We start from the raw sequence: 21,684 nt of genomic DNA on the forward strand, positions 1-21,684 counted from the left end.
AATGACCCAGTCTGCGATGTACTCCCGTGTTGTCGGCACAGGCAGTTATCTGCCGCCGCGCCGCGTCACCAATCAGCAATTGGCCGATGAGCTGGCTGCGCGCGGTATCGAAACGAGCGACGAATGGATCGTTGCGCGCACGGGTATCCAGGCGCGCCATTTCGCGGCGCCCGAGCAGACCAGCAGCGACATGGCTGTCGAGGCGGCACGCCGCGCGCTCGAGATGGCCAAGCTCGATGCCAACGACATCGACCTGATCATCGTCGCCACGTCCACGCCCGACTTCGTGTTCCCGAGCACTGCCTGCCTCGTGCAGTCCAAGCTCGGCATCAAGAACGGCGGCGCCGCGTTCGACATTCAGGCCGTCTGTTCCGGCTTCGCATACGCGCTCGCCACGGCCGATAATTTCATTCGCTCGGGCGCTCACCGCAACGCGCTCGTGATCGGCGCTGAAGTGTTTTCGCGCATCCTCGATTTCAATGACCGCACGACCTGCGTGTTGTTCGGCGACGGCGCCGGCGCCATCGTGCTGTCCGCGTCCGAAACGCCGGGCGTGCTGTCGAGCGCGCTTCATGCCGACGGCAGCTACGCGAACATCCTGTGCGTGCCGGGAAATGTGCATGGCGGGGAGATCGCCGGTCAGGCTTTTCTTTACATGGACGGTCAGGCGGTGTTCAAGCTGGCCGTCAAGGTCCTTGAAAAAGTCGCTCACGAGGCGCTCGACAAGGCTGGTCTGGCATCGTCGGACATCGATTGGCTGATTCCGCATCAGGCGAATCTGCGCATCATGAGCAGTACGGCGCGCAAACTCGGCCTGCCCGACGAAAAAATGGTCGTGACCGTCGACCAGCATGGCAATACCTCGGCTGCCTCGATCCCGCTCGCGCTTGACGTGGCGGTGCGCGACGGCCGAATCCAGCCGGGCCATCACGTCATGATCGAGGGCGTGGGCGGCGGATTTACGTGGGGCGCCGTGCTGTTCCAAATGTAAGACCCCGGCGCTCGCCAGGCGGGCCCGGTGCCCTGCCTGCGGCGTCACTGCCGCCCCACTCGTTCATGCATCGTGAGTGCTCGTTAATGGTTGGTTGGCCGCTTGCCATCCGCGCTGCGGACCGGCGGCACGCGCCAAACGCTTTCCTGAATCTGACAGTCTTTCAAGCGCCATGACATACGCTTTCGTTTTCCCCGGACAAGGTTCCCAAACCGTCGGCATGCTCAATGCCTTCGGCGACCATCCCGCCGTGCGCGAAACACTCGCCGAGGCCTCCGACGCCCTGGACCAGGACCTGGCCAAGCTGATCGCCGAAGGTCCCGCCGAAGATCTGAATCTGACCACGAACACCCAACCCGTTATGCTGAGCGCGGCTTACGCCGTCTATCGCGCATGGTTGGCCGAGGGCGGCGCCGCCCCGGCGTTTGTCGCGGGTCATAGCCTCGGCGAATACACGGCGCTGGTCGCCGCCGGCGTCATCGCCTTCAAGGATGCGGTTCCGCTGGTGCGTTTCCGTGCACAGGCCATGCAGGAGGCCGTGCCGGTCGGGCAGGGCGGCATGGCTGCCGTGCTTGGGCTGGACGACGATGCCGTGCGTGCCGTTTGTGCTGAAGCCTCGGTCGCGGGCGTCGTCGAAGCCGTCAATTTCAATGCGCCGGCGCAGGTCGTGATCGCTGGCAGCAAGGCCGGTGTGGAAAAGGCCTGCGAACTCGCGAAGGCCGCAGGCGCCAAGCGCGCGCTGGTGTTGCCGGTTTCCGCGCCATTCCACTCGTCGCTGCTCAAGCCGGCATCGGACCGTTTGCGCGAGTATCTGGCGTCAGTGCCGTTCGCCGCCCCGCAAATTCCGCTGCTCAATAACGTCGATGTCGTCATCGAGACCGACGCCGCGCGCATCAAGGATGCCCTTGTGCGTCAGGCTGCAGCGCCGGTGCGTTGGGTTGAAAGTGTGCAGGCGCTTGCCGCCCAAGGTGTGACGCAGGTGGTCGAGTGCGGCCCGGGCAAAGTGCTGACCGGCCTGACCAAGCGCATCGATGGCAACCTGACCGGCATGTCGATCACCGATCCGGCTTCGTTGGCCGAAGCCCTGAATCTCCTCAAATAAGGCGTCGGAGCCGCAAATGAGCAAGCAACTCGAAAATCAGGTCGCGCTGGTCACCGGCGCCTCGCGCGGCATCGGCCGCGCCATCGCGCTCGAACTGGCGCGTCAGGGCGCAACGGTCGTCGGCACGGCAACCAGCGAAACCGGCGCGCAAGGCATCAGTGCCTATTTCGCCGAAGAAGGTCTCGCCGGCCAGGGTATTGTCCTGAATGTGACGGACGCCGACGGTGTCGCCGCCGCGCTCGACGATCTTCTGAAGGTCCATGGCAAGCTCGACATTCTCGTCAACAATGCGGGCATCACGCGCGATAACCTCGCCATGCGCATGAAAGACGAAGAGTGGGACGACGTCATCGACACGAACCTCAAGGCGGTGTTCCGTCTGTCTCGCGCCGTGCTCAAGCCGATGATGAAGGCGCGTCACGGCCGCATCATCAACGTGACCTCGGTCGTCGGCGCCGCCGGCAATCCGGGCCAGGCCAACTATGCTGCAGCGAAGGCGGGCGTGGCCGGCATGGCGCGTGCGCTGGCGCGCGAGATCGGCAGCCGCAACATCACGGTCAACTGTGTCGCGCCCGGCTTCATCGACACCGACATGACGAAGGCCCTGGGCGAAGCCCAGCACGATGCCCTCAAGCAGCAGATCCCGCTCGGCCGTCTCGGCGAGCCCAAGGAAATCGCTTATGCCGTCGCTTTCCTGGCGTCGGCGCAAGCGTCGTACATTACCGGCGTCACGTTGCACGTGAACGGCGGTATGTTCATGAGCTAACCGTAGAAGCGGTAGGTTGCGGTAACATTTATCGATTTTGCGCGCAGTTCATTAATATTGGCGCCGAGCTAACTTTGCCCGGCAAACCTGTTAAAATGCGCGCACTTGTCTGAACTAACTACCCCGGAGGGTTTGCATGGATAACATTGAGCAACGCGTCAAGAAGATCGTCGCGGAACAACTTGGCGTTGCCGAGGCGGAAGTCAAGAACGAAGCATCGTTCGTGAACGATCTGGGCGCTGACTCGCTGGATACGGTTGAGCTGGTGATGGCCCTCGAAGAAGAGTTCGGCATGGAAATCCCGGACGAAGAAGCCGAAAAGATCACCACCGTGCAGCAAGCGATCGATTACGCAAGCGCGCACGTCAAGGCCTAAGCGGGTCCAGTGGACGCGGGGCCGGCCGGGAGGCCGTCCGGTTCCTGGTACCAGGGATGCCTGTCAGCCGCAGTGAGCGCAGGGTTGAGCCCTGCCGCCTCTGTGGCTTTTGTTTTGTATGACGCAGCAGAAGAAGGGGAGTATCGTGAGCCGTCGCCGAGTTGTCATTACTGGCCTGGGTCTGATTTCGCCTGTCGGCAATAATGTTGCCGATGGGTGGGCGAATCTCGTCGCCGGCCGTTCAGGCATCGCCACCATCACGAAGTTCGACGCGAGTGCATTCAAGGCGCGCTTCGCCGGTGAAGTCAAAGGCTTCAACGTCGAGGAGTACATCAGTGCCAAGGAAGCGCGCCGCATGGATACGTTTATCCACTACGGCCTCGCGGCGGGTATTCAGGCGATGAACGATAGCGGCCTGCAGATCACCGAGGAAAACGCCGAGCGCGTTGGCGTGCTGGTGGGCTCAGGCATCGGCGGCTTGCCGATGATCGAGGACACGCAGACCGACTTGATCAACGGTGGCCCCCGCAAGATTTCCCCCTTCTTCGTGCCGGGCTCGATCATCAACATGATCTCCGGCCATCTGTCGATCAAGTACGGCTTGAAGGGCCCGAACCTCGCCATCGTCACGGCCTGCACCACGGGCCTGCATTGCATCGGCCAGGCTGCGCGCATGATCCAGTACGGTGATGCCGACGCCCTGCTCGCGGGCGGTGCGGAATCGACCGTGTCGCCGTTGGGCATCGGCGGGTTCGCGGCCATGACCGCGCTGTCGACGCGTAACGACGACCCGGCAACGGCGAGCCGTCCGTGGGACAAGGATCGCGACGGCTTCGTGCTGGGCGAGGGTGCCGGCGTGATGATGGTCGAGGAATATGAGCATGCCAAGGCGCGCGGGGCGAAGATCTATGCCGAGCTGACCGGCTTCGGCATGAGCGCGGACGCGTATCACATGACCGCGCCGTGTGCCGACGGCGACGGTGCGCTGCGCTCGATGCGCGCTGCGCTGCGCGATGCCGGCATGGACGCCGGCCGGGTCGACTATGTCAATGCGCATGGCACGTCTACGCCGCTCGGCGACATCGCCGAGACCGTGGCGGTCAAGCGCCTGATGGGCGAAGACGCAAAGCACGTGGTGGTCAATTCGACCAAGTCGATGACCGGCCACCTGTTGGGTGGCGCGGGCGGCCTGGAGTCGGTATTTACCGTGTTGGCCGTGCATCACCAGGTGTCGCCGCCGACCATCAATATCTTCAATCAGGATCCGGAGTGCGATCTTGATTACTGTGCCAATACGGCACGGGAAATGAAGATTGATGTGGCGTTGAAGAACTCTTTCGGTTTTGGCGGGACTAACGGCACGCTGGTGTTCCAGCGCGTCTGACGCGCGGAGCGTTTGCGCGCTCCGCTGCGCTTCCGTCCGCGGCCGGGTGGCCGTGCGGCATCGAGGAACCCTCATCGCTTTCGTTGTTGCCTCACTTTCCGGGCGGTCCGAGCGGCCGCCGATCGGCTGGCCTCGCGCACGCCGACAGGGGGGGGCGAAGGCGCGGCACGACGCAGCGGGTTGTCCGCGCAGGACGACGCTGCCGCGCCGGGTTGGCGCAGCAGCATGAGCATCGGCAATTTCGACGGTCTGGCGTGCCTTGTGTGCCGGGCCGATGACCTTCCCAAAGGATTTTGCGGCCGCCGGCGGGTGGGCCGCCTGCCAGAGATAACGGATCTATCAGGTGAGTGAACGAGAAATCGACCAGGCGCTTGTCGAGCGCGTGCAAAAAGGCGACAAAGCCGCCTTCGAGCTGCTGGTCGCGAAATATCACCGCAAGATCATCCGCCTCGTGTCGCGTCTCGTGCGGGATGCCGCCGAGGTCGAGGATGTGACGCAGGAGGCCTTCATCAAGGCCTACCGCGCCTTGCCGCAATTTCGCGGCGAGTCGGCGTTTTATACCTGGCTGTACCGCATTGCCGTGAATACGGCGAAGAATCATCTCGCGACGCAGGGGCGCCGTGCGCCGACCTCTACCGACGCCAATGCGGAAGAGGCGGAAACTTTTGCCGAGGCCGATCAACTAAGGGATATCAATACGCCCGAGTCGATGCTGATGAGCAAGCAAATTGCCCAGACGGTCAACGCGGCGATGGAGGCTCTGCCCGATGAACTCCGGACAGCGATCACCCTGCGGGAAATCGAGGGTTTGAGCTACGAGGAGATCGCAGAAGCCATGGGGTGCCCGATTGGAACGGTACGTTCGCGAATTTTCCGGGCGCGTGAAGCGATTGCCAGCCGGTTAAGACCGTTGCTGGACACGCCTGACGGCAAGCGCTGGTAAGCGCGCGCCGCCGGGAAAGTATTTTTCGTTGGGGGATATCATGGGATCAGCGACGGTGCAAACGCAGCGGGGGCTGCAAGCCGAGCGCATTTCCGCGTTGCTGGACGGGGAAATCGAACCGGACGAGTTATCGATCCTGTTGGGTGAGGCCGTTTCCGGCGACGCGCGGCAGTTGTGGAACGATTACCATCTGATCGGGGAAGCGCTGCGCACGGATGAGTTGTCGCTGCCGCGCTCGGAATCGGCCTTCATGGCCGATTTTGCAGCCCGCCTGGCCAACGAGCCGCATCTGCTGGCCCCGGCCGCGCTGGCCGACGCGCCCGCCGCCGCCGCCGCTGCACGCTCCGGCGGCCGTATCAATCCGTTCTTTCGTGTTCGCCGGGCCCTGCCGACGGCCGCGGCGGCGGCTGCCGTGGCCGCCCTGTCGTGGGTCGTGGTGCCGCGAATTCAGGAACACCCTGCCGGCGGCACGCCCGTGCCGGTGCTGGCCCAGGCTGATTCGGCCACTGCACAGGCCAACGCATTGCAGCGCGTGACGCTTGCGCAAACACCGGCGGCCGCACCTGCGGCAAATGGCGAACAAAGCGACCTGATCGTCATGCGCGACGCGCGTCTCGATCAATACCTCGCCGCGCATCAGCAGTACGCGCCGGCGCCGATCGGTCAGAGCGCGTCTCCTTTCATGCGGGCCTCGGCGCAAGCGGATGAATAAATTGCAGCGCCTGAGTCAACTCCCCCTTTCACGTGTGCAAAAGACGGCATTTGCGCCCGTCGGCCGCACTTTCCTGCTGTTCGCCTTCCTCGTGGTGTCGACCCTGCAAGCCCAGGCATGGGCCCAGGCGTCGGCGCCCGGCGTCGATCCGCTGATCGAGCGCCGCGAGGTCAACGCCTGGCTCAACAAGATCCATCGCGCGGCCCAGGTTCAGAATTATGTCGGCACGTTCGTCTTCCAGCGCGGTTCCACGATGCGCTCGTCCAAGATCAGCCACTACGCCGACCGGGGCAACGAATACGAAGAGCTGGAAACGCTCGACGGACGTCAGCGTCGCATCCTGCGCCACAATGAAGACCTCTACACGCTCCTGCCGGAGCAGAAGACCGTCTATCAGGAAAAACGTGAGAGCAAGGATTCGTTCCCGGCCCTGCTGGCCACGCCCGGGCGCGATGTCCTCGATTACTACGACCCGAAGATGCTGCCGTCGGAGCGGATGGCGGGGTTCGACTGCATCGTCATCGAGCTGAGCGCAAAGGATGCCTATCGCTTCGGCTATCGCCTGTGGGCCGACCGCAATACCGGCTTGTTGCTGCGCGCGCAGACGCTCGACCCGGACGGCCATCTGCTTGAACAGGCCGCATTCTCCCAGATCAACATCGGCGTGCCGAGCGAGAAGTCCCGCATCGTCAACGCAATTCATGGCGCGCAAGGCTGGCATGTCGTGCGTCCGCAGGTGCAGGCGGGCCATATCGCTGACGCCGGTTGGACCATCAATGCCAACGTGCCGGGCTTCAAGGCGGTGCGCGAAGTGCGCCGCACCATGCACGCCGGTGCCGATGGCGCGCCGCTGGAGGTCCAGCAAGTGGTATATTCCGACGGCATGGCCGGGCTTTCGGTGTTTATCGAACCCGCCACGCGGGACCGCAAGGAAGGGCACGGCAGCGCGGGAGCGACCAACATCCTGATCAAGCGCTACGGCAATTTCTGGCTGACCCTGTTGGGCGAAGTGCCGCAGGCGACATTGCAGCAGTTCGCCGCGAACATAGACTACAAACCGGGCAAGTAAGCGTGCGAAGCGACCTTCGCGGGCCGCGTGCCCCTTGTGGCGGCCGGGGCCGTGGGCCCGTCTGGCCGCTTGCCGGACTCTAGCGTATAAGCGATCTTCCCATGAAGAAGACTCTCCTGATTCGTATTCTCCTCGGCAGCGTGATGGCTGCGTCGCTTGCCGGCGCACCGGCCATGCCTGCCTTTGCCGCGCCTGCGGCGGCTGCGCCGCTGACCGGCCTGCCTGATTTCACCCAGCTCGTCGACCGCGTCGGCCCGGCCGTCGTCAACATCCGCACGACGGAGCGCGTGTCCCGCGCCCAGCGCGGCGGACTGCCCCCGGGCATGGACGACGACATGGCCGAACTGTTCCGCCGCTTCTTCGGTATTCCGATGCCATCGCCCGGTCCCAAGGGCGGCACGCCCAAGAAGGGCCAGCCGCAGCCGGACGAAGAGCAGAACAGCGGCGTCGGCTCCGGCTTCGTGGTGTCGGCCGACGGCTACATCATGACCAACGCGCACGTCGTGGACGGCGCGGAGAGCATCTACGTCACGCTGACGGACAAGCGCGAATTCAAGGCCAAGCTGATCGGCGCCGACAAGCGCACCGACGTCGCGGTGGTCAAGGTCGACGCGCGCGATTTGCCGACCGTGCCGATCGGCGACTCGAACAAGCTGCGCGTGGGCGAATGGGTCGTGGCCATCGGCTCCCCGTTTGGCCTCGAGAACACCGTGACCGCAGGCATCGTCAGCGCCAAGGGGCGTGACACGGGCGATTACCTGCCGTTCATCCAGACCGACGTTGCCGTGAACCCGGGTAATTCGGGCGGGCCGCTCATCAATATGCGCGGCGAGGTCGTGGGCATCAACTCGATGATCTATAGCCAGACCGGCGGCTTCATGGGCATTTCGTTCGCGATTCCGATCGACGAAGTCATGCGTGTGGCCGAACAGCTCAAGAAGACCGGCAAGGTCGTGCGCGGACGCATCGGCGTGGCGATCAGCGAGGTCAGCAAGGATGTGGCCGATTCGCTGAACCTGCCGCGCGCCGCTGGCGCGCTCGTGCGCAGCGTCGAGCCGGGCAGTCCGGCCGAAAAGGCGGGCGTGTTGCCGGGCGACATCATCATGAAGTTCGACGGACGCGCCGTCGACCACGCGACCGACCTGCCGCGCATGGTCGGCGAGACGAAGCCGGGGGTGGCGTCCACGCTGCAAGTGCTGCGCAAGGGCAAGAACCAGGATTTGAAGATCACTATCGCCGAAGCGGATACCGACGTGCAGAAGCCGGCGAAGGCGTCGCAAGGTAGTGCCGACGTGCCGCACCCGAACGCGCTGGGTCTCGTGGTGTCCGACCTGACCGATGCGCAGCGCAAGGAATTGAAAATGCGCGGCGGGGTGGTCGTCGAACTGGCCGAAGGTCCTGCCGGCCGTGCAGGCCTGCAGCAGGGCGATATCATTCTGCGCGTGGGCGACACGGACATCACTTCCGCCAAGCAGTTCGAAGAGACCGTGAAGGGGCTCGACGCCAAGCGGCCGGTGGCGATTCTCGTGCGCCGTGGCGATGCCACCCAGTTCGTGCCACTGCGTCCGCGTACGCCGTCTGGCAAATAGGGCGGCAGGCGGATGCGCGGCATGAGCGCACCGGCGTTGACGCTGTACGGCCGCAAGTGGTGTCATCTGTGCGATGACATGCTTGCGGCCCTCGAAGCGCTCCGGCCGGCCTATGACTTTTCCGTGACTGTCATCGACGTCGACAGTGATCCCGCGCTCGAAGCCCGCTTCGACGAGATCGTGCCGGTGCTGATGTTGGGCGCCATGGAGTTGTGCCGCTACCGATTCGACGATGCCGGTGTGCGGGCTGCGCTCGATGGTGGCGAGAACGACGGTTCGATACGTCCTGACGCTTGATTCAAAACGAGAAAAGGGCCGGTACGCTGCCGCTTTGGGCTAAAATGTCGAGTTAGCCGATTCCCTTGAAGGCGGCCCCACGGGTGAACCCCCGGCGCCGCCTTTTCCTCTTGCCGCTCCATGAACCATATTCGCAATTTTTCGATCATCGCCCACATCGACCACGGGAAATCCACCCTGGCCGATCGCATCATCCAGTTGAGCGGCGGATTGTCCGATCGTGAAATGGAAGCCCGGGTCCTCGACTCGATGGATCTCGAGCGCGAGCGCGGCATCACCATCAAGGCGCAGACCGCGGCCCTGGTGTACAAGTCGCGTGACGGCAACGTCTATAACCTGAACCTGATCGACACGCCGGGACACGTCGACTTCTCGTACGAAGTCAGCCGCTCGCTGTCGGCGTGCGAAGGCGCGCTGCTCGTCGTCGACGCCACGCAGGGCGTGGAAGCGCAAACCGTCGCCAACTGCTATACCGCCATCGAGCTCGGCGTGGAAGTGGTGCCGGTGCTCAACAAGATCGACTTGCCCTCGTCGAATCCCGAGAACGCGATCCAGGAGATCGAGGACGTGATCGGCATCGACGCCATGGACGCCGTGCGCTGCTCCGCCAAGACGGGCGAGGGCGTGGTCGACGTGCTCGAAGCCCTGATCGCCAAGGTGCCGCCGCCCAAGGGCGATGCGAAGGCGCCGTTGCAGGCGCTCATCATCGATTCGTGGTTCGATAACTACGTCGGCGTGGTGATGCTGGTGCGCATCGTCAACGGCACCCTGAAACCCAAGGAAAAAATCCAGTTGATGGCCACTGGCGCGACCTATCCGGTCGAGCAGGTCGGCGTGTTCACGCCCAAGTCGCAGTCGCGCGATTCGTTGTCGGCGGGGCAGGTGGGCTTCATCATCTCCGGCATCAAGGAACTGGGCGCCGCCAAGGTGGGCGACACGGTGACGCATGCCGTGACGACCACCACGAAGCCGGCGCCGGCGCCGCTGCCGGGCTTCAAGGAAGTCAAGCCGCAGGTGTTCGCCGGTCTTTATCCGGTCGAAGCGAATCAGTACGACGCGCTGCGCGAATCGCTCGAAAAGCTCAAGCTCAACGATGCATCGCTGCAATACGAGCCGGAAGTCTCGCAGGCCCTCGGCTTCGGTTTCCGTTGCGGATTCCTCGGCCTGCTGCACATGGAAATCGTGCAGGAGCGGCTCGAGCGCGAGTTCGACATGGACCTCATCACCACGGCGCCGACCGTGGTCTATGAAGTGGTGCAGCGCGACGGCACGACGATCATCGTTGAAAACCCGTCGAAGATGCCTGACCCGGGCCGCATTGAAGAGGTGCGCGAGCCGATCGTGACGGTCAATCTGTACATGCCGCAGGAATACGTGGGCTCGGTCATCACGCTGTGCACGCAAAAGCGCGGCTCACAGATCAACATGAGCTATCACGGCCGCCAGGTGCAATTGACGTACGAAATCCCGATGGCGGAAATCGTGCTCGATTTCTTCGATCGCCTGAAGTCGGTGTCGCGCGGCTATGCGTCGATGGACTACGAGTTCAAGGAGTACCGCGCGTCCGACGTCGTGAAGGTCGACATGCTGATCAACGGCGACAAGGTCGACGCGTTGTCGATCATCGTGCACCGTTCCGCAAGCCAGCAACGCGGCCGTCAGGTGGCGGCGAAGATGCGCGAGATCATCCCGCGTCAAATGTACGATGTTGCCATTCAGGCCGCGATCGGCGCGAACATCATCGCGCGCGAAAACATCAAGGCATTGCGCAAGAACGTGCTGGCCAAGTGTTACGGCGGCGACATCTCACGCAAGAAGAAGCTGTTGGAGAAACAGAAGGAAGGTAAGAAACGCATGAAACAAGTGGGCTCGGTCGAGATCCCGCAGGAAGCGTTCCTGGCCATTTTGCAAGTCGAAGACAAGTAAGCCACAACGAGACTTTTGATGAATTTCGCCCTGATTCTTTTGATCCTGGTCGCCGTGACCGGGGTGGCCTGGGTGGCCGACAAGCTAGTGTTTCAGCCGGCACGCCGCCGGGCTGCCGAAGCCGCGCTGGCGCAATTCGATCAGCAGCAGTTGGCGCTGACGATGCCGGGCGGCGCCTCCGATGGCATCGACCGGGCGCGCGCCAAGGTGCGCGACGACAAACTGCGCCAGCCGTGGTGGCTGGAGTATTCGGCGAGCTTTTTTCCAGTCATCCTGGCGGTGTTCGTGCTGCGCTCGTTCGTGGTCGAGCCGTTCAAGATTCCGTCGGGTTCGATGATCCCGACGTTGCTTGTCGGCGACTTCATTCTCGTCAACAAATACGAATACGGCATCCGCTTGCCGGTCATCAACAAGAAAATCCTCGACATCGGCGAGCCGAAGCGCGGCGACGTGATGGTCTTCCGTTACCCGAAAGACGAGTCGATGGACTACATCAAGCGCGTGATCGGCGTACCTGGCGACATCGTGGCGTACCAGAACAAGCGTCTGACGATCAACGGCCAATCCGTGCCGGCCGCAGCGTTGCCCGATTATTTTGACGAAGAGCATATCGCCTACTTCAAGCAATTCGAAGAGGAAGTCGGCGGCGTGAAGCACCATATTCTCAACGATCCGAACGTGCCGCCGTTCATCGTCGGCGCCGACGATTTCCCGTTCCGCGAGAACTGCAGCTACAACAGCCAGGGCGTGATCTGCAAGGTGCCCGCGGGCCACTACTTCATGATGGGCGACAACCGCGACAACAGCGCGGACAGCCGCTACTGGGGGTTCGTGCCGGACAAGAACATCGTCGGCCGTGCTTTCTTCATCTGGATGAATTTCTCGGATCTGAAGCGCCTCGGCGCCTTCCACTGAGCGGGGTTGCGCCATTGACCGAGCGGCATGCCCGTCGGAGGACAGGCATGCCGGGGTCAGATGCCTGGCATCCGCGCGGGAGATTCATTTCTGATTTTGGTGCAATAACGTAATAAATCGGCAATTGTTGTTGGATTTGACGTAAATAGCGGCAATTATTGGCAATTATTGCTTGGAAATTGCCTGACGTCACAACCTCTGCGTCGGATCCCCGTCCAACCCTCTCCAGACCTTTTCCCGGCCCATTGTTTCGTCGTCTCGACAGCGTCGTTTCTTGGCGACGACCCGCGCCGGGGCCGGGCCGTCGCGCTATACTTGCGCCATGCCTCAATCTCTGAACCAGCTGGAAGAACGCCTCCAGTATCGTTTTCACGATGCGGAATTGCTATGTCAAGCGCTAACGCATCGTAGCCACAGTGCTGCCAACAATGAGCGGCTTGAATTCCTCGGTGACTCGATCCTGAACTGTGCGGTCGCGGCGTTGTTGTTCCGCCGCTATGCCAAGCTCGACGAAGGCGACCTCTCGCGTGTGCGAGCCAATCTCGTGAAGCAGCAATCGCTGTATGAGATTGCGCAGACGCTTGGGGTTTCCGATTTCCTGCGCCTTGGCGAAGGGGAACTCAAGAGCGGCGGTTTCCGTCGCCCGTCGATCCTGGCCGACACCCTCGAAGCGTTATTCGGCGCGGTTTTCCTCGACGGCGGATTCGAAGCGGCGTATGCCGTGATCGAGCACCTTTACGTGCCGGTGCTAGAGCACGTCGACCCGAAGACGCTCGGCAAGGACGCCAAGACCTTGCTGCAGGAATATCTGCAGGGGCACAAGATTGCGTTGCCGCAGTATGCGGTGATCGCCACGCATGGGGCGGCGCATAACCAGCAGTTCGAGGTCGAATGCACCGTTCCCAAGCTTGACATCAAGGTCGGGGGCGCGGGCGCAAGCCGTCGTGCCGCCGAGCAGGCTGCGGCCAAGAAGGCGCTCGAGGAAGTGCAGAAAATGCCGGCGCTCGCGCGTCCGAAGGCGGAGAAGGGGGCGAAGGCTTCGCGCAAGCGCGCGGCCAAGCATGACGATGCGGGCACCAGCGCACGTCCGGCCCACGCGCCTGCCGTCACGGCCGCCCCTGCGATGACCGCGGCGGTGAACAACGGCAGTGCGAAGGCAGCGTCCAACGCGCCTGCGGCGCCCTCGGGCGCAGGCGTTGCCGAAACGGATACGCCCGCCGCCAAGACTGCCGGCAGCACGCCGCCAGCGGTCGCCTGAACCCGGCGCGCTGCCAATCGGCGAGTCGGCGAGGCGGCGCGGCGGCGCACGGGCATATCCGCATCCGGGTATCCGGCGATGTCAATTATTAGCTGTTCGATGTGCCGGGCACGTCGCGGCGACCCATCAAGAAAGGGAATCACATGAACGACACCTCAGATTTTCGCTGCGGCACCGTAGCGATCGTCGGGCGTCCCAACGTCGGCAAATCGACGCTGATGAACGCGTTGGTTGGCCAGAAGATCAGCATCACGTCGCGCAAGGCCCAAACCACGCGTCACCGCATCACCGGTATCCGCACAACGGAAGACGCGCAATTCGTGTTCGTCGACACGCCCGGTTTCCAGACGCGTCATGCCACTGCGTTGAACCGTTCGCTCAACCGTGCGGTAACGTCGACCTTGTCGAGCGTCGATATCGTCCTGTTCGTGATCGAAGCCGGCAATTTCGGGCCGGACGACGAGAAAGTGCTCAAGCTGCTGCCGGACAATGTACCGGTCATGCTCGTACTCAACAAGCTCGATCGCGTCGGTGACAAGGGCGAGCTGTTCCCGTTCATGAAACAGATCACTGACCTGCGCGAATTCCGCGAGGTCATCCCGATGTCGGCAAAGCGCCACGAAGACATTGAGCGTCTTCTCGCAACGTTGCGCCCGCATCTGCTCGTCGGTGACCCGATTTACGGGGAGGATGACCTGACCGATCGCAGCGAGCGCTTCCTGGCCGCCGAAATCCTGCGTGAGAAAGTGTTCCGCTGGACGGGCGATGAACTGCCGTACACGAGCACGGTGCTCATCGACAAGTTCGAGCAGGAAGGTAACCTGAGGCGCGTTTTCGCGACGATCCTGGTCGATCGCGACAGCCACAAGGCGATGATCATCGGCGCGAAGGGCGCGAAGCTCAAACAGATCAGCACCGAAGCGCGCCTTGACATGGCCAAGCTGTTCGATGGCCCCGTCTATCTGGAAGTCTGGATCAAGATCAAGAGCGGCTGGGCCGACAACGAGGCTGGCCTGCGGGCATATGGCTACGAATGATGTCGATGCCGGCGGCGACGAGGTCGAATCCCCCGACAACCGCCAGCCGGCACCCGCGGCAATCAAGAAGACCCGGCGGGCGTCGCCACGCCAGCCGGCGCGTCCGGACACGCGCGTGCAGGAGCAGCCCGCATTCGTGCTGCACAGCTATCCGTATCGCGAAACCAGCCTGATCATCGACGTGCTCACGCGCGACTTTGGGCGCCTGGCGCTCGTGGCCAAGGGGGCGAAACGTCCGCATTCCGCCTTGCGCGGTGTCTTGCAGACGTTCCAGCCGCTGGCGCTTTCGTGGACCGGCAAGGCTGAGTTGCGCACCCTCACCAAGGCCGAATGGGTCGGCGGGTTGCGTCCCCTGGAAGGCGACGCCCTGCTCTCCGGCTTCTACCTGAACGAACTGCTCGTGAAATTCTGTGCGCGCGAAGATCCGCACGAAAAGCTGTTCAATCACTATCTGGCCACGCTCCACCATCTGGCGCATGACGAGCCGCCCGCCATCATCCTGCGTGCCTTCGAGCGCGTGTTGTTGCGCGAGACCGGCTATGCCGTCGCCTTCGATCGTTGTACGCAGACGCGTGCGCGCGTGCTGCCCGAGCGCCAGTATGTGTTCCATCCGGACTGGGGCGTGAGGCCCGCGCGGGGCGACGAGCCCGACGAATGGCCCGTCGTGTCCGGCCAGACGCTGCTCGACATGGAGCAGGACGACTACGCACGTGCGCAGACGGTTCAGCAAAGCAAACTCCTGATGCGCTTCCTGCTCAATTATCATTTGGGCGGCGTGCCGCTCAATACGCGGCAAATCCTGCTCGATCTGCAAAAACTGTGAGCCCTATGAGCCTGTTCGACCATTCTCCCGTCATTGACCTCGGCGTGAACATCGATCACGTCGCGACATTGCGCAACGCGCGTGGCACCGTCTATCCCGATCCGATCCAGGCAGCGCTGCTTGCCGAGGAAGCCGGCGCGGACGTGATCACGCTGCATCTGCGCGAAGACCGCCGGCACATCAAGGACGAGGACGTGACGAACCTGCGTGGCCGGTTGAAGACGCGCATGAACCTCGAGTGTGCCGTCACGGAAGAAATGCTCGCGTTCGCCTGCCGCGTGAAGCCGGAGGACGTTTGCCTCGTGCCCGAGAAGCGCGAGGAAGTCACGACGGAAGGCGGGCTCGATGTCGTCGGCTTGTACGACAGCGTGGCTGCCGCGACGGCGAGGCTGATGGCATCGGGCAGCCGCGTGTCGTTGTTCATCGATCCCGACGACGCTGCCATTCGCGCCGCCGCCCGCATGGGCGCGCCGGTGATCGAACTGCATACCGGACGTTATGCCGAAGCGCGTGACGAAGCGTCACAACTGGCCGAATTCGCGCGCATCGAGCGCAGCGTCGAACTGGGCCTGTCGCTGGGCCTGAAGGTCAACGCAGGACATGGCCTGCATTATCAGAACGTGCAGCCGATCGCGGCCATCGAAGGCATTGCCGAGTTGAACATCGGCCATGCGATCGTGGCGCATGCGATTTTCGCGGGCTGGCAGAACGCCGTGCGCGAGATGAAGGCGATCATGATCGCGAGCCGTCTGTCGGCGGCGCGCTGATTGCTGCCACGCGCCCATATTCGACCTGCGAGGCCTGAGCCCATGATTCACGGCATCGGCACCGACATTCTCCAGATCAGCCGCGTCGTCGGCGTGATGGAGCGTACGCACGGCCGCTTCGCGGAAAAGATCCTCGGCCCGGAGGAGCTCAAGATTTACCACGCGCGCCGGGCGCGATCCGCCGTGCGCGGCCTCGCATTCCTGTCGACCCGCTTCGCGGCCAAGGAGGCTGTGTCGAAGGCGATCGGCCTCGGCATGCGCTGGCCGATGACGTGGCGTGCCGTGCAAACCCTCAATGCGCCTTCGGGCAAGCCGGTCGTGGTCGCTTCGGGCGAACTGGCCGAATGGCTCGCGGCGCGAAACCTCGTCATTGACATTACGATCACCGACGAGAAGGACTACGCGGTCGCTTTCGCGATCGCATCGATCAAAACGCCATCGGAGACCCCCCAATGAGCAAGCGCAGACCCGGCCCGGTGATGCTGGACGTGGTCGGATTGACCCTCAGTGAAGACGACATCCGCCGTATCGACCACCCGCTGACCGGCGGTGTAATCCTGTTCGCGCGCAATTTCGACGACCGCGAGCAACTGTGTGCGTTGACCAGGCAGATTCGCGAAGTACGCGACGATATCCTGATTGCGGTCGACCATGAAGGCGGCCGCGTGCAGCGATTCCGTACGGACGGGTTCACGCGCCTGCCCGCGATGCGCCTGATCGGCGAACTGTGGGAGCGCGATGTCCTGCTTGCCACGCGTGTGGCGACGGCGGTCGGCTACCTGCTGGCGGCCGAACTGCGCACCTGCGACATCGACTTGAGTTTCACGCCGGTGCTGGACCTCGACTATGGGGTATCGGAGGTGATCGGCGACCGTTCGTTCCATCGCGATCCGCGCATCGTCGCATTACTCGCCAAGAGCCTGAATCATGGCCTGCTGCTGGCCGGCATGGCCAATTGCGGCAAGCACTTCCCGGGACATGGATTCGTCACGGCGGACTCGCACCATGAGATTCCGGTCGACGAACGCTCGCTTGAAGACATCCTCACGCTCGACGCCGAGCCATATGCATGGTTGGGCATGGCGCTGACGGCGGTCATGCCGGCGCACGTCATTTATCCGAAGGTCGACGCCCATCCTGCGGGTTTCTCGAAAGTGTGGCTCAAGGACATCCTGCGCGGCCGCCATCGTTTCGACGGCGTGATTTTCAGTGACGATCTGAGCATGGAGGGGGCAAGCGTGGCCGGGGACGTGGTGGCGGCGGCGCATGCGGCGCTCGATGCTGGTTGCGACATGGTGCTGATTTGCAACAGTCCGGACAAGGCGGACCAACTGCTGCGCGAAATGAAAACGATTCAGGATCCGGTATCGCAGCGCCGCATCAAACATCTGAGGGCGCGCGGCAAGGCTTATGGCTGGGAAAAACTCCAGGCCCAACCGGAATACCTGGCCGCCCAGAAGTTGCTGGAACAAGCCTTCGCCTGCGAGGCACCATAAAAAAAAGCTCGCCCCGAGAAGGGGGCGAGCGTTTTCTTGCGTGGGCGAGCATGCCGGAGCACACGCGCCGTCACGGCGCGATAACTTACGCGCGGCTGCGGTATTCGCCGGTGCGCGTATCGATTTCGATCTTGTCGCCGGTCGTGCAGAACAGCGGCACGGAGATTTCGAAGCCGGTAGCGATCTTGGCGGGCTTGAGCACCTTGCCCGACGACGTATCGCCCTTGACGGCCGGTTCCGTGTACGTGATTTCGCGCACGATCGTGGTTGGCAGTTCGACCGAGATGGCTTGTTCGTTGAACAGCACGACTTCGCAAGCCATGCCTTCTTCGAGGTAGTGCAGGGCGTCGCCGAGGTTTTCGGCATCGACTTCATACTGGTTGAAGTCGGCGTCCATGAAGACATAGGCCGGATCGGCGAAGTACGAGTAGGTCACGTCCTGGCGATCGAGGCGGACGTCTTCGAACTTGTCGTCGGCCTTGTAGACGGATTCGCTGGAGCCAACGCCCTGCAGCTTCTTGAACTTCATCTTGACGACAGCGGAGTTACGCCCCGACTTGTTGTATTCGGCCTTGACGACAACCTGGGCGGTACCGTCGATCATGACGACGTTGCCAACGCGGAGTTCCTGAGCGGTTTTCATAAAAAAATAAATCCTATGACGAAATAAGCGATTTGCCGCTTGTTTAGCGCTTCCTCGCCCGCCTTCTTCCCCCGCATTCCCGGTAGTGTCCTCCGTAGGCCGCGCGCATCAAGGCCGATTGGCCTGACCGAACGTCCCGTGGCTTGTACAGCGGCAGCAGATTCAGCAGCAAAGCGTTGAATAACCAGTTATTTTACCTGATTTTCCGCGAACCTTGCCAACTGTTGCGCAAGGTCGCTGCGGGCCCCGATCCATGCGGCCCACGCGCGTGCGTGGTGCGCGAGCGCCGGCAATTGTGCGGACAGCGCGGGCCAGTTGGGCCTCACCTGCGCAAATCCGTTCCACAGGTGCCAGAACGTCCGCAACGCCTCTACGGCGGGGGCGGCGAGGGGGGGCGGCGCGTCCGGTGCCGGGACATGGGCCAGATACTGTGCGAGAAAGGCATCGAGCTTGTCACGGTGCGCGTCGTCCTCCTGCGGATAAATATGCCACACGAACGGCTTTGCCGCCCATTGCGCGCGCACGAACGAATCTTCGCCCCGGACGAAATTGAGGTCGCACCCCCAGAGGAGCGCGTCGAACCGGTCCTGCGGCACGAACGGCAAGCCATGGACGGTCAGGGCGCCGCGCGTGGCCGAGGCGCCGGGCGGCAGTGCTTCCCTCCCGAAATAATGCGCGACGGCCGGCACGATCCGGCCTTGCGGCGCGAGGCAGACGACGGGGCGGTCGTGCGCCGCCCACTGGTCGAGCAACGACGGCAGGGCAGCGTTTTCATAGGCGAACAGCGAAATCGTCAACGCGTGCTCAGGCTTTGGCGGCAGTCCCAGGGCTTGCCAATCGGCGTTTTGGGCGTCTTCCGACGCGAGCCAGGTATCGCGGCGTGCAAACAGGTCGTTTTCTCGCGCCAGTCCACCGGTTTTCGCCGTGAAGCCCGGGAAGAAGAACGTCTTCGCCAGACCGAGCTGCGGATGAACCGATCGCTGCAAATGACAATCGCCGACCCAGTCTTCCGCACTGAGATACTCGAGATTGATCCAGGCCGGCGGCTTGCCGGCGGTCTTTTGCGCCTGCATGGCGCGCAGATAAGGGTCGGGCACATTGCAGGCGAAGGCCTCGATGACCACCTCGGCGGGGGCGCATTCGGCGAACGGCGCGCCCCAGCGGCGCACGTCGACGCCGTCGAACGTCTGGGCAGCGCGATCCGCATCGATTTCGGGGCGCAAACGGGCGAAGCTTTTCAAATCGTCGACCCAAAGCCGCACCTGCCACCCGTGTTCCCGCGCGAACTGGCGGGCCAGACGCCAGCACACGCCGATGTCGCCGTAATTGTCGACGACCGTACAGAAAATGTCGCAGCGGAGTGCGCGTGGAGAAACCATTGGAAGGTGCCGGGCGGGATTGGTCTAAACTTCCAATTTTAGCCGTAACCGCACAGGCGTCGCCGCCGCGCGGTTTTGCGGGCCGTTCCGGGCCCGTCACACAGAATTTTCCGATGATCGAAGACGTCAACGGCACCCCGAAGGCAGTCCCCCTGGAGGACGCGTCCTGTTTCGATGCCCGCACCGTGCTGGCACAGTTGCCGCATCTGCCCGGCGTATACCGCTATTACGATGCGGCCGGTAACGTGCTGTACGTGGGCAAGGCGCGCGATCTGAAGAAGCGTGTGTCGAGCTACTTCAACAAGACCCAGTTGTCGCCGCGCATTGCGCTGATGGTCAACCGCATCGCGAAGCTCGAGACCACCGTCACGCGTTCGGAAACCGAAGCGCTGCTGCTCGAGAACAATCTCATCAAGGCGCTGCAGCCGAAGTACAACATCCTCTTTCGCGACGACAAGTCGTATCCGTTCCTCAAGCTCACGGGGCACAAATACCCGCGCATGGCGTACTACCGCGGCGCGATCGATCGGCAGGCACAGTATTTCGGGCCATTCCCAAGCGCTTGGGCAGTTCGCGAAAGCATTCAGATTCTGCAAAAGGTGTTTCAACTGCGGACTTGCGAGGATTCCGTGTTCACGAATCGTACGCGCCCGTGTCTGCTGCATCAGATCCATCGTTGCAGCGCGCCGTGCGTCGGTGCGGTGAGCGATGAGGACTACGCGCGCGACGTGGCGAACGCGAGCGCATTCCTGTCGGGACGTCAGTCGGAAGTGCTGAAGACGCTCGAAGAGAAAATGTTCGCCTATTCCAATGCGCTCAAGTTCGAGCAGGCGGCCGCCGTGCGCAATCAGATGCAGGCGCTGTCCGGCGTGTTGCAGCAGCAATCCGTCGAGACGGCGGGCGACGTCGACGCCGATATCCTCGCCGTCGTGTTCCAGGGCGGGCGCGCGTGCGTGAATCTCGCGATGGTGCGCGGCGGCCGTCACTTGGGCGACAAGGCGTATTTCCCCACGCATCTCGACGGTACGGTCGAAGACGTCGAGATCGAAGGCGAGGCCGGTTCGCTGGAGTCGCGCCTTCTGGAAGCGTTCGTGGCGCAGCATTATCTGGGGCAGGGTGTGCCGCCCGTGCTGATTGTCAGCCACCCGCTGCCGGGCGACGAACTGCTTGCCGCGTTGTGCGAGCAGGCGGGGCGCCGGATTGCCGTGGTCCGTCAGCCGCAAGGGCAGCGGCGCGCCTGGCTGGAAATGGCGCAGCAGGGTGCGCAGCTTGCGATCACACGCTTGCTGACCGAGCAGGGCAGTCAGCAGGCGCGCACGCATGCGCTGATGGAAACGCTCGGTCTCGAACTCGACGATGCGGGCGAATTGCGGGTGGAGTGTTTTGACATCAGCCATACCGCCGGCGAGGCGACGCAGGCCTCATGCGTCGTGTTTCATCATCACAAGATGCAGAACAGCGAGTATCGGCGCTTCAATATCACCGGCATCACGCCGGGAGATGACTACGCCGCGATGCGTCAGGTGCTGACACGCCGCTACGGGCGATTGATGGAAGCGGCGGCGGCCGCGGAAGACGACGTGCCTGTCGCCGAGGTGGCGGCCAAGGGGGATACGTCGTCCGTCGAGGCCGATATCGCGCTGGCCGTGGCTTCGACGGAGATGACGGCGGCGCCGGCGGCCGAGACGACGACCTCCGGCGGCATGGAAGCGAACCTGCCGCAGCTCGTGCTGATCGATGGCGGCAAGGGGCAGGTCGAAGTGGCGCGGCAGGTGTTCGAGGAGTTGGGCATCGATATCGGCCGGCTTGTCGGCGTGGCGAAGGGCGAGGGCCGCAAGGTCGGGCTCGAGACGCTGATTTTTGCCGATGGACGCGCGCCATTGGCGTTGGGCCGCGAGAGTTCGGTGCTGATGCTCATCGCGCAGATTCGCGACGAGGCGCACCGTTTTGCGATCACGGGCATGCGCGCCAAGCGGGCGAAGGCGCGGCAGGGGTCCCGTCTCGACGAAATCGAAGGCATCGGTGCGAAACGCCGGCAACGCCTGCTCACGCGCTTTGGCGGCCTGCAGGGGGTGATGGCGGCCAGCGTCGACGAGCTCGCCAGCGTCGAGGGCATTTCGTCCACGCTCGCGGAACAGATCTATCGCCAACTGCATTGATGCCGGTGCGCGCGGCGGCGGCCGAATCGGCCTCGCGGGCGCCGCAGGGAGG

Annotated in this window: 20 protein-coding genes and 1 pseudogene; 19 read left to right on the forward strand and 2 right to left on the reverse strand. The window is 63.2% G+C overall.

The window, feature by feature from the left end; genetic code table 11:
* Window position 1 precedes the first annotated feature (1 nt).
* The 18 genes and pseudogenes from PTE30175_RS07970 (at window position 2) to nagZ (ending at window position 17,451) form a co-directional block, all read left to right on the forward strand.
* Window positions 2-991 (forward strand): beta-ketoacyl-ACP synthase III, encoded by a 990-nt coding sequence (locus PTE30175_RS07970; protein WP_150696532.1) that lies wholly within the window; start codon window positions 2-4, stop codon window positions 989-991.
* 172 nt (window positions 992-1,163) lie between these two features.
* Window positions 1,164-2,093, forward strand: a complete 930-nt coding sequence (gene fabD / locus PTE30175_RS07975) for an ACP S-malonyltransferase (RefSeq protein WP_150696533.1) — start codon at window positions 1,164-1,166, stop codon at window positions 2,091-2,093.
* A 16-nt stretch (window positions 2,094-2,109) separates the two neighbouring features.
* Window positions 2,110-2,859, forward strand: a complete 750-nt coding sequence (fabG, locus tag PTE30175_RS07980; protein ID WP_150696534.1) for a 3-oxoacyl-ACP reductase FabG — start codon at window positions 2,110-2,112, stop codon at window positions 2,857-2,859.
* Window positions 2,860-2,995: 136 nt separating this feature from the next.
* Entirely contained in the window at window positions 2,996-3,235 is a 240-nt protein-coding gene (acpP, locus tag PTE30175_RS07985; protein ID WP_150696535.1) for an acyl carrier protein, read from the forward strand.
* A 145-nt stretch (window positions 3,236-3,380) separates the two neighbouring features.
* Window positions 3,381-4,619: a beta-ketoacyl-ACP synthase II gene (gene fabF / locus PTE30175_RS07990; protein WP_150696536.1), complete on the forward strand. Its 1,239-nt coding sequence runs from the start codon at window positions 3,381-3,383 to the stop codon at window positions 4,617-4,619.
* Between the two features lie 343 nt (window positions 4,620-4,962).
* Window positions 4,963-5,562 (forward strand): RNA polymerase sigma factor RpoE, encoded by a 600-nt coding sequence (gene rpoE / locus PTE30175_RS07995; protein WP_150696537.1) that lies wholly within the window; start codon window positions 4,963-4,965, stop codon window positions 5,560-5,562.
* Between the two features lie 40 nt (window positions 5,563-5,602).
* Window positions 5,603-6,274 carry a sigma-E factor negative regulatory protein gene (locus PTE30175_RS08000; protein ID WP_150696538.1) on the forward strand — a complete coding sequence of 224 codons (672 nt, stop codon included), beginning with the start codon at window positions 5,603-5,605 and terminating at the stop codon, window positions 6,272-6,274.
* Between the two features lies 1 nt (window position 6,275).
* Window positions 6,276-7,343 (forward strand): MucB/RseB C-terminal domain-containing protein, encoded by a 1,068-nt coding sequence (locus PTE30175_RS08005; protein WP_420819614.1) that lies wholly within the window; start codon window positions 6,276-6,278, stop codon window positions 7,341-7,343.
* Between the two features lie 101 nt (window positions 7,344-7,444).
* Window positions 7,445-8,932 carry a DegQ family serine endoprotease gene (locus PTE30175_RS08010; protein WP_150696540.1) on the forward strand — a complete coding sequence of 496 codons (1,488 nt, stop codon included), beginning with the start codon at window positions 7,445-7,447 and terminating at the stop codon, window positions 8,930-8,932.
* Window positions 8,933-8,953: 21 nt separating this feature from the next.
* A complete protein-coding gene (locus PTE30175_RS08015) occupies window positions 8,954-9,229 on the forward strand; it encodes a glutaredoxin family protein (RefSeq protein WP_150696541.1) in 276 nt (91 codons plus the stop codon).
* 120 nt (window positions 9,230-9,349) lie between these two features.
* Window positions 9,350-11,155, forward strand: a complete 1,806-nt coding sequence (gene lepA / locus PTE30175_RS08020; RefSeq protein WP_150696542.1) for a translation elongation factor 4 — start codon at window positions 9,350-9,352, stop codon at window positions 11,153-11,155.
* Between the two features lie 18 nt (window positions 11,156-11,173).
* A complete protein-coding gene (gene lepB, locus PTE30175_RS08025) occupies window positions 11,174-12,070 on the forward strand; it encodes a signal peptidase I (protein WP_150696543.1) in 897 nt (298 codons plus the stop codon).
* 322 nt (window positions 12,071-12,392) lie between these two features.
* A pseudogene (gene rnc / locus PTE30175_RS08030) lies at window positions 12,393-13,319 on the forward strand (ribonuclease III); the annotation flags it as partial.
* Window positions 13,320-13,471: 152 nt separating this feature from the next.
* Complete coding sequence (gene era / locus PTE30175_RS08035; RefSeq protein ID WP_150696545.1) at window positions 13,472-14,365, forward strand: GTPase Era; 894 nt, start codon at window positions 13,472-13,474, stop codon at window positions 14,363-14,365.
* Window positions 14,352-15,188 (forward strand): DNA repair protein RecO, encoded by an 837-nt coding sequence (gene recO / locus PTE30175_RS08040; protein WP_150696546.1) that lies wholly within the window; start codon window positions 14,352-14,354, stop codon window positions 15,186-15,188. The genes era and recO overlap by 14 nt, the downstream gene beginning before the upstream one ends.
* Before the next feature lie 5 nt (window positions 15,189-15,193).
* A complete protein-coding gene (pdxJ, locus tag PTE30175_RS08045) occupies window positions 15,194-15,955 on the forward strand; it encodes a pyridoxine 5'-phosphate synthase (RefSeq protein WP_150696547.1) in 762 nt (253 codons plus the stop codon).
* Between the two features lie 42 nt (window positions 15,956-15,997).
* Complete coding sequence (acpS, locus tag PTE30175_RS08050) at window positions 15,998-16,411, forward strand: holo-ACP synthase (RefSeq protein ID WP_150696548.1); 414 nt, start codon at window positions 15,998-16,000, stop codon at window positions 16,409-16,411.
* Window positions 16,408-17,451 (forward strand): beta-N-acetylhexosaminidase, encoded by a 1,044-nt coding sequence (gene nagZ / locus PTE30175_RS08055; RefSeq protein WP_150696549.1) that lies wholly within the window; start codon window positions 16,408-16,410, stop codon window positions 17,449-17,451. The genes acpS and nagZ overlap by 4 nt, the downstream gene beginning before the upstream one ends.
* Before the next feature lie 85 nt (window positions 17,452-17,536).
* Here the strand turns inward: nagZ and efp are convergent, their stop codons facing one another.
* On the reverse strand, window positions 17,537-18,094 hold the full coding sequence (efp, locus tag PTE30175_RS08060; RefSeq protein ID WP_150696550.1) for an elongation factor P: 558 nt from the start codon (window positions 18,092-18,094) through the stop codon (window positions 17,537-17,539).
* Window positions 18,095-18,282: 188 nt separating this feature from the next.
* Complete coding sequence (gene earP / locus PTE30175_RS08065) at window positions 18,283-19,473, reverse strand: elongation factor P maturation arginine rhamnosyltransferase EarP (RefSeq protein ID WP_150696551.1); 1,191 nt, start codon at window positions 19,471-19,473, stop codon at window positions 18,283-18,285.
* A 113-nt stretch (window positions 19,474-19,586) separates the two neighbouring features.
* Between earP and uvrC the strand changes: the two genes are divergently transcribed.
* The gene (uvrC, locus tag PTE30175_RS08070) at window positions 19,587-21,632 is read left to right on the forward strand and encodes an excinuclease ABC subunit UvrC (RefSeq protein WP_150696552.1); all 2,046 of its coding nucleotides are present in this window, start codon (window positions 19,587-19,589) and stop codon (window positions 21,630-21,632) included.
* Window positions 21,633-21,684: the final 52 nt, after the last annotated feature.

It is taken from the genome of Pandoraea terrae, assembly GCF_902459695.1.
Taxonomy (GTDB): domain Bacteria; phylum Pseudomonadota; class Gammaproteobacteria; order Burkholderiales; family Burkholderiaceae; genus Pandoraea; species Pandoraea terrae.

What these genes read in the sequence shown, in the direction of transcription:
- earP (WP_150696551.1), bottom strand. Translation starts at nt 19,473, where the DNA reads ATGGTTTCTCCACGCGCACTCCGCTGCGACATTTTCTGTACGGTCGTC.
- recO (WP_150696546.1), top strand. Translation starts at nt 14,352, where the DNA reads ATGGCTACGAATGATGTCGATGCCGGCGGCGACGAGGTCGAATCCCCC.
- nagZ (WP_150696549.1), top strand. Translation starts at nt 16,408, where the DNA reads ATGAGCAAGCGCAGACCCGGCCCGGTGATGCTGGACGTGGTCGGATTG.
- lepB (WP_150696543.1), top strand. Translation starts at nt 11,174, where the DNA reads ATGAATTTCGCCCTGATTCTTTTGATCCTGGTCGCCGTGACCGGGGTG.
- PTE30175_RS08000 (WP_150696538.1), top strand. Translation starts at nt 5,603, where the DNA reads ATGGGATCAGCGACGGTGCAAACGCAGCGGGGGCTGCAAGCCGAGCGC.
- lepA (WP_150696542.1), top strand. Translation starts at nt 9,350, where the DNA reads ATGAACCATATTCGCAATTTTTCGATCATCGCCCACATCGACCACGGG.
- acpS (WP_150696548.1), top strand. Translation starts at nt 15,998, where the DNA reads ATGATTCACGGCATCGGCACCGACATTCTCCAGATCAGCCGCGTCGTC.
- PTE30175_RS07970 (WP_150696532.1), top strand. Translation starts at nt 2, where the DNA reads ATGACCCAGTCTGCGATGTACTCCCGTGTTGTCGGCACAGGCAGTTAT.
- acpP (WP_150696535.1), top strand. Translation starts at nt 2,996, where the DNA reads ATGGATAACATTGAGCAACGCGTCAAGAAGATCGTCGCGGAACAACTT.
- PTE30175_RS08010 (WP_150696540.1), top strand. Translation starts at nt 7,445, where the DNA reads ATGAAGAAGACTCTCCTGATTCGTATTCTCCTCGGCAGCGTGATGGCT.
- fabD (WP_150696533.1), top strand. Translation starts at nt 1,164, where the DNA reads ATGACATACGCTTTCGTTTTCCCCGGACAAGGTTCCCAAACCGTCGGC.
- efp (WP_150696550.1), bottom strand. Translation starts at nt 18,094, where the DNA reads ATGAAAACCGCTCAGGAACTCCGCGTTGGCAACGTCGTCATGATCGAC.
- era (WP_150696545.1), top strand. Translation starts at nt 13,472, where the DNA reads ATGAACGACACCTCAGATTTTCGCTGCGGCACCGTAGCGATCGTCGGG.
- fabG (WP_150696534.1), top strand. Translation starts at nt 2,110, where the DNA reads ATGAGCAAGCAACTCGAAAATCAGGTCGCGCTGGTCACCGGCGCCTCG.
- pdxJ (WP_150696547.1), top strand. Translation starts at nt 15,194, where the DNA reads ATGAGCCTGTTCGACCATTCTCCCGTCATTGACCTCGGCGTGAACATC.
- uvrC (WP_150696552.1), top strand. Translation starts at nt 19,587, where the DNA reads ATGATCGAAGACGTCAACGGCACCCCGAAGGCAGTCCCCCTGGAGGAC.
- PTE30175_RS08015 (WP_150696541.1), top strand. Translation starts at nt 8,954, where the DNA reads ATGAGCGCACCGGCGTTGACGCTGTACGGCCGCAAGTGGTGTCATCTG.